At 58.9% G+C, this 16301-nt stretch carries 14 protein-coding genes; 7 read left to right on the forward strand and 7 right to left on the reverse strand.

What is annotated here, in order from left to right; genetic code table 11:
• The first annotated feature begins 161 nt into the window (after positions 1-161).
• Entirely contained in the window at positions 162-470 is a 309-nt protein-coding gene (locus tag Q1A06_RS04795; RefSeq protein ID WP_299559341.1) for a DUF6477 family protein, read from the forward strand.
• Here the strand turns inward: Q1A06_RS04795 and Q1A06_RS04800 are convergent.
• Positions 463-2001, reverse strand: a complete 1539-nt coding sequence (locus Q1A06_RS04800) for a trimethylamine methyltransferase family protein (RefSeq protein WP_299559344.1) — start codon at positions 1999-2001, stop codon at positions 463-465. The genes Q1A06_RS04795 and Q1A06_RS04800 overlap by 8 nt on opposite strands.
• A 195-nt stretch (positions 2002-2196) precedes the next feature.
• Here Q1A06_RS04800 and guaA point away from each other — a divergent pair, with 195 nt between their 5' ends.
• Positions 2197-3774 (forward strand): glutamine-hydrolyzing GMP synthase, encoded by a 1578-nt coding sequence (gene guaA, locus Q1A06_RS04805; protein WP_299559349.1) that lies wholly within the window; start codon positions 2197-2199, stop codon positions 3772-3774.
• Between the two features lie 615 nt (positions 3775-4389).
• Here guaA and dmpG read toward each other — a convergent pair.
• The 6 genes from dmpG to Q1A06_RS04835 form a co-directional block, all read right to left on the reverse strand.
• Complete coding sequence (dmpG, locus tag Q1A06_RS04810) at positions 4390-5439, reverse strand: 4-hydroxy-2-oxovalerate aldolase (RefSeq protein WP_299559352.1); 1050 nt, start codon at positions 5437-5439, stop codon at positions 4390-4392.
• On the reverse strand, positions 5439-6353 hold the full coding sequence (locus Q1A06_RS04815; RefSeq protein WP_299559355.1) for an acetaldehyde dehydrogenase (acetylating): 915 nt from the start codon (positions 6351-6353) through the stop codon (positions 5439-5441). Before Q1A06_RS04815 ends, dmpG begins: the two co-directional genes overlap by 1 nt.
• A gap of 31 nt (positions 6354-6384) precedes the next feature.
• On the reverse strand, positions 6385-7668 hold the full coding sequence (locus Q1A06_RS04820; RefSeq protein WP_299559358.1) for a TRAP transporter large permease: 1284 nt from the start codon (positions 7666-7668) through the stop codon (positions 6385-6387).
• Entirely contained in the window at positions 7665-8144 is a 480-nt protein-coding gene (locus tag Q1A06_RS04825) for a TRAP transporter small permease (RefSeq protein WP_299559361.1), read from the reverse strand. The genes Q1A06_RS04820 and Q1A06_RS04825 overlap by 4 nt, the downstream gene beginning before the upstream one ends.
• 132 nt (positions 8145-8276) lie before the next feature.
• Positions 8277-9287 (reverse strand): TRAP transporter substrate-binding protein, encoded by a 1011-nt coding sequence (locus Q1A06_RS04830; RefSeq protein WP_299559364.1) that lies wholly within the window; start codon positions 9285-9287, stop codon positions 8277-8279.
• A 163-nt stretch (positions 9288-9450) separates the two neighbouring features.
• Positions 9451-10233, reverse strand: a complete 783-nt coding sequence (locus tag Q1A06_RS04835) for an IclR family transcriptional regulator (RefSeq protein WP_366523502.1) — start codon at positions 10231-10233, stop codon at positions 9451-9453.
• Between the two features lie 211 nt (positions 10234-10444).
• On the opposite strand from Q1A06_RS04835, the gene Q1A06_RS04840 reads away from it, so the two are divergent.
• The 5 genes from Q1A06_RS04840 (at position 10445) to Q1A06_RS04860 (ending at position 16133) form a co-directional block, all read left to right on the forward strand.
• The gene (locus Q1A06_RS04840) at positions 10445-10867 is read left to right on the forward strand and encodes a hypothetical protein (RefSeq protein ID WP_299559370.1); all 423 of its coding nucleotides are present in this window, start codon (positions 10445-10447) and stop codon (positions 10865-10867) included.
• A gap of 166 nt (positions 10868-11033) precedes the next feature.
• Positions 11034-12014 carry a TRAP transporter substrate-binding protein gene (locus Q1A06_RS04845; RefSeq protein WP_299559372.1) on the forward strand — a complete coding sequence of 327 codons (981 nt, stop codon included), beginning with the start codon at positions 11034-11036 and terminating at the stop codon, positions 12012-12014.
• A 53-nt stretch (positions 12015-12067) separates the two neighbouring features.
• A complete protein-coding gene (locus tag Q1A06_RS04850; protein WP_299559375.1) occupies positions 12068-12595 on the forward strand; it encodes a TRAP transporter small permease in 528 nt (175 codons plus the stop codon).
• Positions 12588-13871, forward strand: coding sequence for a TRAP transporter large permease (locus Q1A06_RS04855; RefSeq protein ID WP_299559378.1), 1284 nt, complete (start codon positions 12588-12590; stop codon positions 13869-13871). The genes Q1A06_RS04850 and Q1A06_RS04855 overlap by 8 nt, the downstream gene beginning before the upstream one ends.
• 321 nt (positions 13872-14192) lie before the next feature.
• On the forward strand, positions 14193-16133 hold the full coding sequence (locus Q1A06_RS04860; protein ID WP_299559381.1) for a TonB-dependent receptor: 1941 nt from the start codon (positions 14193-14195) through the stop codon (positions 16131-16133).
• Positions 16134-16301 lie beyond the last annotated feature (168 nt).

Below are 16301 nucleotides of genomic sequence, written 5' to 3' on the forward strand. Positions count from 1 at the left end.
AAGATCAGATAGTCAGGACATCATTGTTTCTAAAAGGTAAACAATCCTGAAGATGCCGAACGCAAACCCCTGCGATCGCGCAACACTCGTAAAACTAGAACATTATGGGTTTCCAGGATCGCACCGCATCGGCTTGCGACGTCCCACAGGAGACTGATTTCATGCAAGATATCCACACCCGCCTCGCAGCCCTCCAGCGCCCCCGTTTGATGATGCGCGCCGCGCGGATCGGTGGTCGTGATTATCGTCGCCTGGCGCACCTGCCAAGGCTTTTGGGCTACGGCGTTTTGCCGCGCCACACCGAGGCGCTCTTGCGATTGCTGGATATGGAAGCCGAGCAGGAAAGCCTGCGCGCAGCCGCAGACGCCGGCCACAGTCTCATGCGGCAGATCGATCTGCTGATCGCGATCGTGGGAGAGGCGCGTCTGCGGGCTGCACAAGGTAGCCTGCAGACAGTCGGCATCACATAAAGCTGTCGGGCTCGCCCGCCTTGCGTTCGGCGACGAAGGCATCGAGCGCCTCGTGCACAGCCGGATCGAGCGCGGGCGCGCGGTAATCGTTCAGCATCTTCTCGACGCGCAGCGCCGCAAGCGTCTGCGTGTCGCGCGCGCCTTCGTCCTCCCAGGTCTCAAAAGGCTTGTAGTCAAGCAGATCAGATTTCCAGAAGGCCGCCTTGAAATTCTCCTGCGTGTGCGCGCAACCGAGGTAATGCCCGCCTGGCCCCACCTCGCGGATCGCGTCCATCGCCTGCGCGTTTTCATCAACCGAAACACCGCGCGCCAGATGGTGCAATGTGCCCAACTGATCCGCATCCATGACGAATTTCTCGAACGATGACACCAGTCCACCTTCGAGCCAGCCACAGGCGTGCAGCATGAAGTTCACGCCGGACAGCAATCCCATGTTAAGAGAGTTCGACGTCTCGTAGGCTGCCTGCGCATCCGGCAGTTTCGATCCACAGAACGATCCCGCCGACCGGTACGGCAGGTTCAACCGCCGCGCCAGCTGACCGGCCCCGTAGGTGATGTGCGCAGCCTCCGGTGTGCCAAAGGTCGGCGCACCCGAATTCATGTCGATCGATGTGACGAATGCGCCCATGATCACCGGCGCACCGGGACGGATCAACTGGCTGTAGGCGATACCTGCCAGAACTTCGGCCAGAACCTGCGTCAAAGTGCCGGCCACGGAAACCGGCGCCATTGCCCCGCCGACGATGAACGGCGAGATAATGCAGGCCTGGTTGTTCTGCGCATATACCTCCAGCGCACCCATCATCACATCGTCGAAGGTCATCGGCGAGTTGATGTTGATGAGCGAGGTCATCACGGTATTTTCCTGCACAAACCGATCGCCGAACAATACGCTGCACATGTCCACCGAATCCTGCGCCCGGCTCGGCTCGGTAACTGACCCCATGAATGGCTTGTCCGAGAGCGTCATATGCGCATGCAACATGTCCAGATGGCGCTTGTTGACTGCAATATCGGTGGGCTCGCAGACCGTGCCGCCGGAATGATGCAACCATTTCGACATATAGCCGAGTTTCACGAATTTGCGAAAATCTTCCATCGTCGCATACCGCCGACCGCCCGCAAGATCGCGCACAAAGGGCGGACCGTACACCGGGGCTAGAACCAGATTGTTTCCACCGACGACGACATCACGCTCCCGGTTGCGCGCGACCTGTGTGTACTGCGACGGCGCGGTCTTGCACAACTCGCGCGCCAACCCCTTCGGAATGCGCACGCGCTCCCCCTGCACATCCGCACCGGCGCCGCGCCACCGCTCCAAGGCGCGGGGGTTGTCGGGAAAATTCACACCGATCTCCTCCAGCACCGTCTCGGCGTTGGTTTCGATGATCTCCAACGCCTCTTCGGTCAACACTTCGAAATTCGGGATATTACGCGCGATATACCGCGCCGTCTCGAAAGAGACCGCGCTACGCTCCGCGCGCCGTGCTGCCCCGCCCCCGCCGCGCGCACGCCGTGCTGTTTCCGCCATTTGAATGCCCCTCAGATAAATGTTTTGCCACCGATACCCCTATCGCCATCCCCGCGCCCGCACGGATTGCGGCGGTCGTGGGTAAAAAGCGACATCCGCTCCCGGCTATTTCTTTTGGCACGAAATATCCCGGGGTCTGGGGCAGCGCCCCAGTCTGCTCTTGCCAGCCCCTTTGCGGCACCCTAATCAATGCCCATGACACACCAAATCCATGACCGCCTCCTCATCATCGACTTCGGCAGCCAGGTGACCCAGCTGATCGCACGACGCCTGCGCGAGTTGAACGTCTACTGCGAGATCCACCCCTTCAACATCGTTGATGACGCTTTTCTACAGGGTTTCAACCCCAAGGCGGTGATCCTGTCCGGCGGTCCCGCCAGCGTCGTCCATGAGAATTCGCCGCGCCCGCCGGCAGCGGTATTCGAGCTTGGCGTGCCGGTCCTCGGCATCTGTTACGGTCAACAGATCATGATGCAGATGCTGGGCGGTCTGGTCGAAGGCGGCAAGATCTCTGGCGGTGGCGGCACCGCCGAGTTCGGCCGCGCCTATATCGCGCCCACCGAGGAACAGACAGACCTGCTGCGAGGCTGGTTCAAGACCGACCGCGAACAGGTCTGGATGAGCCACGGCGATCACGTCAGCCGTCTCGCGCCGGGGTTCAAGGTCTACGGCACGTCACCGCATGCCCCCTTCGCCGTTACGGCAGATACCGACCGTGAATTTTATGCGGTGCAATTTCATCCCGAAGTACACCACACGCCCAATGGTTTGAAATTTTATGAAAATTTTGTCCACATCGCGGGATTCACCGGCGATTGGACAATGAATGCCTACCGCGATGAGGCTGTCGAGAAAATCCGCGAGCAGGTTGGCGATGCGCATGTCATCTGCGGTCTCTCCGGCGGGGTCGATTCTTCCGTCGCCGCGGCCCTCATTCACGAAGCCATCGGTGACCAGCTGACATGTGTTTTTGTCGATCACGGATTGCTGCGCAAGAATGAAGCCGAGGAAGTCGTGGCGATGTTCCGCGACCACATGAACCTGCGCGTCATTTATGCCGATGAGGCCGAGCTTTTCCTGGGCGAACTGGAAGGACAGTCCGACCCCGAAACCAAACGCAAGATCATCGGTCGCCTCTTCATCGACGTGTTTCAAAAATACGCCAACGACATCGAAGGCGCCGGTTTTCTTGCCCAGGGTACGTTGTACCCGGATGTCATCGAAAGCGTCAGTTTCGCGGGCGGGCCCTCCGTAACCATCAAGAGCCACCACAACGTCGGCGGTCTGCCGGAAAAGATGGGTTTGAAACTGGTCGAGCCGCTGCGCGAACTCTTCAAGGACGAGGTGCGCGTTCTGGGCCGTGAACTGGGCCTGCCGCCCTCCTTCATCGGGCGTCACCCCTTCCCCGGCCCCGGCCTTGCGATCCGTTGCCCCGGCGAAATCACCCGCGAGAAACTCGAGATTCTGCGCGAAGCCGATGCCGTCTACATCGACCAGATCCGCCGCCATGGTCTATACGATGACATCTGGCAGGCTTTCTGCGCCATCCTCCCCGTGCGGACCGTGGGCGTGATGGGCGACGGCAGGACCTATGATTTCGCCTGCGCGCTGCGCGCAGTCACTTCCGTCGACGGCATGACGGCCGATTATTATCCGTTCAGTCACGACTTCCTCGGTGAAACGGCAACACGTATCATCAACGAAGTACCGGGCATCAACCGGGTCACCTATGACATCACGTCGAAACCGCCCGGTACGATCGAATGGGAGTGATTTCGCCCGCGCCAGCGTGTTCGATTCCCCTCGACTGGGCGCGTTAAGCATCTAATAATAAATAGTATAGCATGTGAGACGGTTCACTATCTATCGATGGGCTATCAGTTATCATAGCGGTGTGCCTGACGGTACGCGGGGTTCCGAAATCAGCTGCTGTCGGAGATCAGTGCGGACGACCTGCGAATGAGATGCGCAACAGTAGACGATCACGGCGCACCGGCGACCGCCGTCAGGTCACCGGCAAACGGCTGGATCCATCATACGGCCTGCAGAAGCCATTATTTCCCGTAAGTTCAAAGGACCAATGGGTGATAGGAGCAATTGGGATGACCACTCCGCCGTTGAAACCCTCTTCAAGACCATCACAGCCGAGCGGGTCTGACGTCGGTTATGGGAGATACGGCGGCAGACCGGTATGGCGGACCCTTGAATACATAAACCGCCTCCATAGCTTGCGACGCCGTCACCCGGCACCCGCTTGAAAAGCCCGGTCGCCTCTCGGGACGGAACGTGGCTAAATCGAGCACCGAGGGCGGCACTTAAGTGCGACAGGTCCAATACCAGCGGGACATCGGCCCGTTCCTCGCTCCGGTCGCGCGGGTTTCCGGCCGGTTATTCAGCGGCATCCAGCAGGCCGCGCTCTCTGGCCATGGTCATGGCGGTATCCTGGATCATGTCTTCCTGACCGCCGATCATCTTTTGCCTGCCCAACTCGATCAGAATATCTCGCGCCGGGATCCCAAACCGCGCAGAGGCCCGTTTTGCAGGCAGCAAAAAGGTTGAATACACCCCGGCAAAACCCAGCGTCAGCGATTCGCGGTCAACCCGCACGATATGATCCATCAACGGCACGATGACATCTTCGGCCATATCCATAAGCGCAAATGTATCGACGCCCGTTACAATGCCCATACGGTCGCAAACCGCGGCCAGAACCTCAAGCGGGGCATTGCCCGCCCCAGCACCAAGCCCGGCAACTGACGCGTCGATCCGGCTGGCACCAGCGGCGATGGCGGCAATCGAATTGGCCACGCCAAGACCAAGGTTGTGATGACCGTGAAACCCGATTTCGGTCTCGGGGCTTAACGCGTCGCGCAAGCGGGTGATGGCCTCCGTTACGTCATCGGTCAGCATGTACCCGGCGCTGTCCGTCACATAGACCGTCTGCGCGCCGTAGCTCTCCATCAGCTTGCCCTGTTCAACCAGCCCGGCGGCGTCGTTGAGATGCGCCATCATCAAAAATCCGGTGGTATCCATCCCCAGCTTGCGGGCGTGGGCAATATGCTGGGGCGAGGTGTCGGCCTCGGTGCTGTGGGTGGCGACATGGACACTGCGCGCACCGGCGGCATAGGCCTCGTCCAGTTCATCCATGGTGCCAAGGCCGGGGATCAACAGGACTGAAACCGTGGCCTGTGTCATCTTTTTGGCCACGGCCGAGATATATTCGACGTTGGTGGCAAGCGCCCTGCCGTGCTGGATCGAATTGCCACCCAGACCGGCCCCGTGGGTTACTTGCAACATCGGCACATTGGCGCGGTCCAGCGCGGTGGCGATCTCGACCATCTGTTCAACGCTGATCTTTTCGCGCTTGGCATGCATTCCGTCGCGCAAGCACATATCATGAAACGTGACCTTGCGGCCTTCTAGTTTACTTTTTACCATTATGCGGCCTCCACCGGTTTCAGGGTCAATTTGCCCGCCAGAATTTCGCTGGCGAACATTTCAGCCGTGCGGGTGGCGGCGGCGGTCATAATGTCCAGATTGCCCGCATAGGTGGGCAGGTAGTCGCCAAGCCCGGCGACCTCCATAAAGACCGATACCAGGTTGTCTTCGAAGACAGGGCCGTTCACCAACCGATAACCGGGTACATATTTCTGCACCTCGGTGATCATCGTCCGCACCGATGCGGTGATGGCCGCCTGATCCGGCGAGTCGTCGGTTTCGCAATAGATTGTGTTGCGCATGATCATCGGCGGCTCAGCCGGGTTGATCACCGCCAGTGCCTTGCCGGTGCGCGCGCCGCCAACCTTCACCAATGCGTTCGACGTCGTATAGGTGAATTCGTCGAGGTTCGCACGGGTCCCCTGCCCCACCGATTTTGACGCAAGGCTGGCGATGATTTCGGCGTAGGCGACCGGCTGCACCGATGAAACGGCACTGACGATCGGGATCGTTGCCTGACCCGCGCAAGAGATCATGTTGACGTTCATCTCAAGCTTGTCGGCATGTTCGCGCAGGTTGACCGGCGGCACGCAAAGCGGGCCAATCGCCGCCGGCGTGAGGTCAATCATCATCACTCCAAGCGCGTTCAGCTTGCGGCTGTTCTCAGCGTGGACATAGGCGCTTGTCGCGTCAAAGGCGATTTGGATATCGTCTGTCGCGACATGCGGCAACAACCCATTAACGCCGTCGGCGGTGGTCTTCAGCCCCATGTCACGGGCCCGTTTCAGGCCTTCGGATTCGGCGTCTATGCCGACCATCCAGACCGGTTCAAGAACCTCGCTGCGGCGGATCTTGTAAATAAGATCGGTGCCGATATTGCCCGAACCGATGAGGGCGCATTTGATCTTTTTCAATGTCTGTCTCCTGTTATGTCGGGATGTCGCCCTAGCCTGCCACCCAAGTGGGTAGTGCCAATGATAGCGCGGGTAGGTATGTGATAAGGGCCAGTGTCACCAGCATCACCAGAACAAAGGGCAGCGCCCCGCGCATCAGCTGTTCCAGCGGCACGTTGCCGACCTTTGATCCGATGAACAGGTTCATGCCCAACGGCGGCGTGACCATGCCGATGCCCAGATTGACGATCATCACGATGCCGAAATGGGTCGGATCAATTCCCATCGCCATGGCTACGGGCAACAGGATTGGCGTCAGGATGATGATCGCCGCCAGCGTTTCCATGAAGGTGCCGACCACTAGCAACAGCAGGTTGACCAGCATCAGCAACGCCAGCGGCGAGCTGACCATCTCAACCATCGCCTCGGCTAAAAGCACCGGGATACGCTCGATCGTCAGCACCCGGCCGAAAATTGTCGCGGCACCGACGATTAGCATCACTGATCCGGTGGTCAGCGCAGATTGGGCAAACACCCGGTAGAGATCAATCAAGCGCAGTTCACGGTAGACGAACAGACCCACGATCAGCCCGTAAATGACCCCGATGGCGGCAGCCTCGGTCGGGGTGAAAATACCGCCGTATATGCCCCCCAGAATGATCACCGGCACGATCAGCGCCCATTTGGCATCCCAGACGACCGCCCATGCTTCGCCCGGTGTATAACTCGTTGCATCCGCACCAATGCCTTCACGCCGCGCCTGTACCCAAGCATACATCATCAGCGCCAGACCGATGATCATGCCCGGTATGATGCCTGCCAGAAACATGCCAGTGACCGATACATTGGCCGACGCGGCATAGATAACCATTGGAATACTGGGCGGGATAATCACCCCCAGGCTGCCCGCCGAGGCAACAAGGCTGGTGGAAAACACAGGCCGGTAGCCATCCTTTGCCATTGCCGGCAGCAAGATACTGCCAACGGCCGCAACCGTCGCCGGACCCGAACCGGAAATCGCGCCAAAGAACATGCAGGTGGCCACGGCAATGATCGCCAGCCCGGCATTGTAACGTCCGAACAGCACCTTACCGACGTTTAGCAAACGTGACGACAGGCCACCCTGACTCATCAGGTCGCCAGCCAGAATGAAGAACGGCACCGCCATCAGCGGAAAGGAATCAATCGACGTGACCAACCCCTGCGGGATGAAGCTGCTTGAGACCTTGCCGCTGGTGAACAGCACCACGCTTGACGCCACGCCAAGCGAAATGGCGATGGGCACCCCCAGCACCAGCAATATGGCGAAAATACCGAAAAGCAGGGCAGAGATCATTGTAGGCCCTCTGATTTAAGGGCCGACAGCTCGATCAGGATACGTTGCGCCAGCCGGAACAAAACCAGCGTGAACCCAACCACCGGGGCCAGATACACATACCCCATGAGCAATCCCAGAGATGAAGACCGCTGGCCAAAGCCGAACAGCTTCTGCACCAGAGCGATCCCTTCGTACACCACCAGGAACGCGAAACCCGCAAAGATTAGATGTGACAGGATCCGCGCCATGATGATCCCGCGCGGCGGCAGCATCGTGACAAAAGCCGTCGTCGAGATATGCACGTCCTTCTTGACCGCGTAGCTTACCGAGATATAGGCCATCCAGATAAAGCAATAGCGCGCCAGTTCCTCGGACCACGACAGCGAGGCCTGCATAACATAGCGCATGAATATCTGTCCGCCAATCAGCGTGGTCATAATGGCCATCAAGGCAACCAGAATGACCTCTTCCAGGTGATCGTCGATCAGTCTCATAAACGGCCTCACTGAACGGTAAACGCACGCGGCGTCCGTGCATTTCATGTGCAAATTGGGAAGGGTCGGTCAGTAGATCGCGGCAGACGTGCGAAACACATGCCGCGATCAAGCTTTCAAAGCACTGCGGCCTTAGTTGGATACCGCGCCAACGATCCGGTCTACCAGATCGGCCCCGGCCTTTTCTTTGACGATATCATAGACCGGACCCATCTTGGATGAGAACGCAGCCAGTTCCTCGGCGGTCAGGTCGCTGATCTTTACGTTGGGCATGGCTGCAATGGCCAGATCGTCTGCCTCCGCTGTCATTGCGCGCTGTTGCGGCGTGACTTCGCGGATTATGTCCTTGAGTGTTGCCAGATCCTCGGACGACAGCTGGGCCGCCGCATCCGGGTTCATCAGCAGAACCAGCGGCGAATAGATGTGGTTTGTGCGGGAAATATAGTGCTGTACCTCGTTGAACTTCATCGAATGGAACAGGTTGATCGGGCCTTCCATCGCGTCGAACGTACCTTGCTGCAACGCGGTGAACAATTCGCCAAAGGACAGCGGCGCCGGGTTTGCACCAACGGCGCGCCAAGCGGCGATATGCACTTCATTCTCCATGGTCCGCATTTTCAAGCCGGCAAGATCATCAAGCGTGCGCACTTCTTGCTTGTCATTGGTCAACTGCCGAAAGCCGTTTTCCCAGTACCCCAGCCCCATAATGCCGACCTGCGACAGTTCGGCCAGCATTTCCTGGCCGATTTCACCATCAAGAACACTGTAAACGGCCTCACGATCCTTAAACAGGAACGGCATGTCCATCACGTAGAACGACGCGCTGAACGCGGCCAAAGGTGCCGATGATACAAAGGCCATGTCAACATTGCCAAGCTGGATGCTTTCGATCAACTCGCGCTCGCCACCAAGCTGCGAGCTTGGGAAAATCTCTATTCCGACACGACCCTCGGTCCGCGCGCGCAATTCGGCGTCGACCTGTTCCATCGCGACGTGGCCCGGTGTCGTTGTCGACCCGGCGTGGCCCATTTTCAGGATTGTGTCCGGTTCGGCCGCAGCCATCGTACCAAGCAGCGCGGCACTCAGTGCAATCGCACCTGCGGTGGCTTTCGTTGAAAATACAGAAAGTTGTTTCAGTAGCATTGGATATCCTCCCTAGGGTCGACGACAGAACGGAACGCATATCACTAGCAACACTAAACCCGGCCTCCCGCCCTGCAGGAAGATAACGGCTTTCAAGACGCATTGTCAATTTATGAAGGAGCCTCTCACTATGTGAGAGGTTTGATTCTTTTGTACGGGCACATCATTTGCTTCGCAGGCCCAATTCAGCTGAGATTGCACAGGCAGTTGCCTGTACAAGGGGGATCAACTCCTGCATCCGGTCGGGCGGCATGTACTGAACCGTGCTGGTCACGCTGATCGCGGCGACAATTTGAGTGCTCGCATCGCGAACCGGGACCGCAACACACCGAAGCTCTGGTTCGCTGTCGCCCAGATCAAAGGCATACTGTTCCCGTGAAAAACCCAGAACCTGCTGCACCCATTCCGCCGGCGTCTGCGGAGGCATCAGGCTGTCCCGCCCCTTGAGAGCCATGGCGTCCAGTTGATCTTTGGTCCAGTCCAGCACAAGCGCTTTGCCCACACCGGTCGTAACCACGGGCATGAGACCACCGATCCGCGACCGGATTTCGACCGGGCGGCGGCTGGGTATCTTTTCCAGATAGATAACATGCTGACCTTCGAGCCGCGCCAGATGTACGGTATCGGATGTCGCCGCGGCAAGGTTCTCAAGATGCGGACGGGCGACCTTTACCAGTTCAATTTGCCGGTGGGCCAGAAAGCCCGCCTCGATAACCTTGGCTCCGAGGGTCAGCTTGTTGTCAGGAACCTGCCTGAGATAGCCGCGCTCGACCAATACGGAAATGATCCGGTGCGCCGTACTATATGTCATGCTCGTCTGGGATGCGATTTCGGATATGGATTTTGGAGACTCCATAACGCTCTCGACAATGTCCAGACCACGCACCAGTGTCTGGCTTTTTATAGGTTTCTCACCGGGTGTAGTTTTACTGGTCATCCAGAACATCCTGCATTTTTTGCGAATTCCAAGCGTCAAGAACCCGTATCCCGGATACCACGGATCGAAACGACGCTGGAAATCAAGATCGGACAGACCGAACCACTGAACGCAGATCGCCTTGCGGTCAAGCAATTCAGAAGCAAAAGCGAAGGCGGATCGGAAACTTACCCGGACAGCCAAGACTACGAATTTCAGATTTCGTTCACAGGCTTACCCGGTGTCAATATTCGCGATTGAACCGGAGATCCTGCAAGGCACCAGCTGGGTACAACGGACTGATCTAAATGAGGGTTCTCAGGCCGACGCACGACAGCATTTCCACCAGCCAGACGATAGGATCAATCATCTGCGCAAGTTGAACTGGTCTTCAGAGAAGATCGCGGTGGCTGGTTTTTCAAAACGACAAAGCAATAGCCTGGGGTTCGGCAGAATTCATCGGGTTCCGCCACCGCCCCCCTTCGTGCCGCCCGCCGCCGGCACTTTGAACAAGGACCGCTCGCCCTTAACAACTGTCATTGACTCCGATGAAGAGCCGCGGTCAAGGTTCACGCCGTTCGAGCGACAAGAACTGCAACAGTTCGAGACCGTACGGGAAACGCATTGTCTGCCCAATACGCGCGAGCCATCGTGGTCAAGCTGACGGGCGCGTTGCGAAAGGAACTTGCAAAGCTGAGGCTTTGGATCAGCAAGATTTGCTACAACCGTCTGGACAGCACGACAGTTTCCATCTCACCACTCCCCGGCGCAGCCTTGCTACTGAAAGTTGGCTCTTGTAGTCTTCGCACAGACTCATTGGGGGGAGATCCATGAAATTCACGTTCCTTGCGCCGGCCGTTGCCAGCGCGATTGTTGCGCTCGGCGGCCCTGCTGCTGCACAGACAGAGATCAAGATCGGCTATGCCCTTGCCCCTGACAGCCACTATGGCGTCGCGGCGCAGAAATTCGAAGAGGTCGTGCTGGCCGAGACAGGTGATCAGTTCACCTTTACCCATTTCCCCTCTTCGGGGCTGGGCGGTGAGCGTGAAGTCATCGAGGGGCTGCAGCTGGGTACTGTCGAGGCGACCATCGTGTCCTCGGGTACGCTGGCGAACTTTGCGCCAGATACCGGCGTGTTCGACATCCCGTTCCTTTTCCGCGATCTCGCCCATGCCCGCGCCGTGCTGGATGGCCCCATCGGGCAGGAGATCCTGGCCAAGTTCGACGACGTAGGTCTGCACGGACTGGCTTGGGGCGAGCAAGGCTTTCGCCACATCACCAACAACCGCAACGCGATCGAAACGCCTGCCGATGTCCAGGGGCTAAAGATCCGCACAATGGAAAATCCGGTGCACCTGACTGCATTCAACGCGATGGGCGCTGCACCTACCCCGATGGCCTGGCCCGAGGTGGTCTCTTCGCTGCAGCAGGGCGTGATCGACGGGCAGGAAAACCCGCTTTCGGTGATCGTCTCCGTCAAGCTCGATGAGGTTCAGGAATACCTCACCTTGTCGGGCCACGTCTATTCGCCCGCCATGCTGCTGGTCTCCAAGCCGTTCTGGGAAGGGCTGGACGCCAGCCAGAAAGCCATCTTCGAGACAGCCGCGACCCAAGCCGTGGCCGCAATGCGTGGTTTTGTCGACAACGTCGAGACAACAGGCGTAGAGACGCTGAAAGAGCGCGGCATGAAGGTGAATGCGATCTCGGCCGAGGAAAAGGCCAAATTCCAGGAGGCGATCGCCTCGGCCTATGAAGAGTACTACGAGACCTACGGTCAGGAGCTCGTCGAATCCATCGTGAACTTCGAGTAAACACTTACCGCCGGCGCCAATCACGCGCCGGCCTTCCTATCCGAGGTCGCGTCGTGAAACGGCTGGAACACATCTTCGTCGTGCTGAACGGCTGGGCGCTGATCCTGATGTTGGCTGCCATGACGCTGATCGTCGGCGCGAATATCTCGCTGCGCTACCTTACCGGGCATTCGCTGCCCTGGGCGGACGAGGCGGCCCGCTACCTTATGATCTGGATGACCTTCGGCGGTGCCGGACTGGTCCTGCGTATTGGCGGGCACGTGGCGATCACCAATCTTCAGGACGCGCTGCCCGACGCAGGTCAGAAGATCATGCGCGCGGCAATCGCGCTGGGGCTGCTGATCTTCTTCGGCTTTATGGTCTATGTCGGCATTCAGTACGCGCAGCGCATGCAGTACCAGGTGACCCCGGCGCTGCGGCTGCCGTTCCTTTATGTCTACGCGGCGATGCCGGTGGGGTTCGGCCTGCTAATCCTGCACCTGCTTTTGGTCGCGCATCCGTTCATCACCGCCGGCACCTACAAGCGCCGCGACGGTGACACGGGCGAAACCGCCGCGATGCCTGGGGGCGCCAATGGCTGAAATCCTGTTCCCGGCGCTCTTCGTGCTTCTGGCGCTTGGGGTCCCGGTGGCCTTTGCCATGGCAATCTCCGTCTTTGCGGCGCTCAGCTTTGGCTCTACCTACCCGAACCTCGTCGTGGTCAAGGAGATGTTCTCCGGTCTCGACAGCTTTCCGCTGCTTGCGGTGCCGTTTTTCGTGCTTGCAGCCGAGATCATGACCGGGGGCGCGATCACCCTGGCGGTGCTGCGTCTGGCGCAATCGCTGGTCGGCCACCTCAGGGGCGGGTTGGGCCATGCCAACGTGGTCAGCTCGGCCATGTTTGCCGGGATCTCCGGCAGCGCGCTGGCCGATGCGGCGGGGCCGGGAACGATGATGATCCGGATGATGGAAAAGGGCGGCTACGACCGCCCCTATGCCGGCGCGCTCACGATCGCCAGTTCTGTCGTCGGGCCGATCATCCCGCCCTCGATCACCATGATCATCTACGCCATGCAGGATCAGGAGGTTTCCGTCGGCTCATTGTTCATGGCAGGTGTCCTGCCCGGCGTTGTGATCACCCTCGCGGTTCTGTTCGCCAATGCCCGCGTCAGCCATCTGCGCGGTTATACCTCCGGTGCACCGCGTCCGCCGGTCGCCGAGATCGCGCGTATCGCTTTCTACGCGGTGCCGGCGCTGCTCCTGATCGTATTGATCGTCGGAGGCATCCGTTTCGGCATCTTCACCCCGACCGAAGCCTCCGTCATCGCCGTGTTCTACGCGCTGGTGGTGGGGATGTTCGTTTATCGCTCACTGCGGCTGCGCGATCTGCCCGACATCATCCTGCGTGCCGCGCTGACCTCGGCGGCGGTGCTGCTGATCCTCGGCGCGGCCCGTGCCTTTGCCTGGGTCCTGATTATCGAGGGCATCCCGCAACTCCTTGCCGATACCATCATCGGCTGGGAACTCTCGCCGATCGTCTTCCTGCTGGCGGTCAACCTGTTGCTGCTCGTCTTCGGCTTGTTCATGGATCCCCTGCCGGGCGTAATGATCCTGGTGCCGATCCTGGCTCCGATCAGCCTCGCGATGGGAATCGACCCCAACCACTTTGCCATCGTTGTGATCGTCAATCTGACGCTGGGCCTGACCACGCCGCCGGTAGGCAGCCTAATCTTCGTGGTCTCGTCGACGGTCAATCTCAAGCCCTCGACACTGATCAGGGAGATGCCTCCCTTCTTCATCGCGCTGGCTGCCGCGCTGCTGCTGATCACTTTTGTGCCATCGCTTTCGACCTGGCTGCCCAGGGTAAGCGGCTTCTGAGACGCCGGCCAATCGCTTTTGCCACCCGGGCGGCAGGGTCCAGTTTCGCTTAATGGGTATCTGCCGGGTTGACCCACGACCGCATCTGCCGGGTCGCGGTCGATCCGATCACCCGCCCCCCTGGCCGGAAAAAAGACACGCCACGCCGGACCCCGAGGCATGCGCAGCCGCGCGTGAGATCAAACGCGCCCCGGAACTCTTGATCATTTTAGTAAACTATGATTTGAACCCCTCCTGACAGGCAGCCAATGATTCCGATCGTAGCCACCGAATTTCCAGAAAATTCAGGATCGCTGCACCATGTCCCCATCTCGTATCTTATTGACCGCCACCGCTACGCTGTGGGCGACCACATCGCTTTCGCAATCCACTGAACCGTTCCAGCTGAACACCATTGTGCTGGAGGCAGGCGCAGATAACGACAACTCGGTCGAAGTAACGGGAGAGGACATTGCCCGACAGAACCCGGCAGATATTGATGACCTCTTCAAAAGCGAGCCGACTGTATCAGTGGGCAGCTCGATCCCTGCGTCGCAAAAGCTCTATGTTAACGGGGTTGAGGAGACCAACCTATCCGTCACTATTGATGGCGCGCGGCAGAACAACAAGATTTTCCATCACAACGCGACGACACTGATTGATCCGTCCCTGCTCAAGGCCGTACGAGTGGATCCAGGTGTCGCGCCGGCGGACGCAGGCGCGGGGGCGCTTGCTGGCTCGATCGCCTTTGAGACGCGTGATGTCGATGATCTGCTGGACGATGGTCTGGGCTTTGGCGGCTTTCTCAAATCGGAATATGACAGCAACGGTGATATCTTTACCGAAAGCGGCTCGGTCTACGGGCGCAAGGGCGGGTTTGAATATCTTGGCTACCTGAAAACCGCAGACGGGAATTTTCGCGAGGATGGCGCGGGTGATGCCATCATCGGCTCGGGAACCGACATGCTGTCCGGTCTGGGCAAGATCGCCTATGAGACGCAAGGCGGCGACCGGTTCGAATTTTCGGCAGAGCATGTCAACGACGATGATGCCCGCCCCTACCGCGCGAACATCGGGCAAATTTTCGGTGGCCGCCCTGTGCCGCTGACACGCAATTATGACCTGACACGCCAGAACTTTGTCTTTACCTACACAAAAGTGGCGCCGACAGGCTGGTGGGATCCGACGATCAAGCTGGCGTACAGCGAGACCGATCTGGTCATCGACGATGATGATCAATACATCAACGGCACCACCACCAGCTTTAACGGGAAAGTTGAAAACCGCTTTGCGCTGGCCCGAGGCGGCGTCACCGCAGGTATCGATTTCTATTCCGACAACGCATCGCTGGACTATCTCTATCTGGCCGACAGCACATTTGACGAGAGCGGCGAGGAAGAGTCTCGCAACATCGGCATCTATGCGCAGGCCCGGCTGGAGTTGAACCCGCGGACGCGCGTCTCCTACGGCGTGCGCGCGGATTATCAAAGGTTCACCGGCGTCGATGACATCACTCATTCCGACGAGGGCCTGTCCGGTAACGTCTCGGGCGAGTTCGACGTCAATGAACAGCTCACGTTGAGTGCCGGGTATTCCAGCGTCTGGGGCGGTACGTTTCTGGCCGAAAACTTCATCATCAACCCTGCATGGACCTATCCGGCAGACGGGATCGAGGCAGTCACGTCGCGCAACCTGTTTGCCGCGGCCAATGCAGAACTGGGCGCATGGGACCTTTCCGGCAAGATCTTTCGAACCGACATAGATAACGCGCGCGCACCGAGTTATGGCGGTGGCTCCGACCTGACCGCCAACCTGGAGGCACGCGGTTTCGAGCTGGGCCTTGGCTACGCATGGGAGAACGGTTTTGCGCGGATCGGCTATGCGAATATCGACTCTGATGTGAACGGGCGCGCGGCGGATTCCTACACCGGCAACTACCTGACGACACCGCTGGGCGAAGTGATCACACTAGAGGTCGCCCACCGCATGCCGCGATACAACCTGATCGTCGGCGCGGACGCACAACTGGTTCTGTCTGAAACCGACACCTACGACTTTGACACTGGTGGTGCCGGCCCCACCCTGCCCTCCTACGAGGTTGTGAATGCGTTTGTGCAGTGGCAGCCCAGACAGAATGAAAATTGGACCCTGCGCGCAGAGATCAATAACCTATTCGATACGGATTACTCTAGCCGCGCAACCTACGGACAAGACTTTGCGACCGTTGAAAGCCTGAAGGAGGTGGGCCGCTCTTTCAAGATTTCCGCATCGCTGAAGTTCTGATCCGGCTCTCGGGTACCACCGAAAATAACGCGGCTCTCCCATCCGGACGGTCGCGTTTTTCGTGTCCATCGGGTCACAATTGGAACTGAGCAATCTGGTTTGAATTCGGCATCTGTACATTTCCGATAATTTCACTCAGTTAATACGCCAAGCAAGCAAGCGGTTTCA

The organism is uncultured Sulfitobacter sp. (genome assembly GCF_947497275.1).
GTDB lineage: Bacteria > Pseudomonadota > Alphaproteobacteria > Rhodobacterales > Rhodobacteraceae > Sulfitobacter.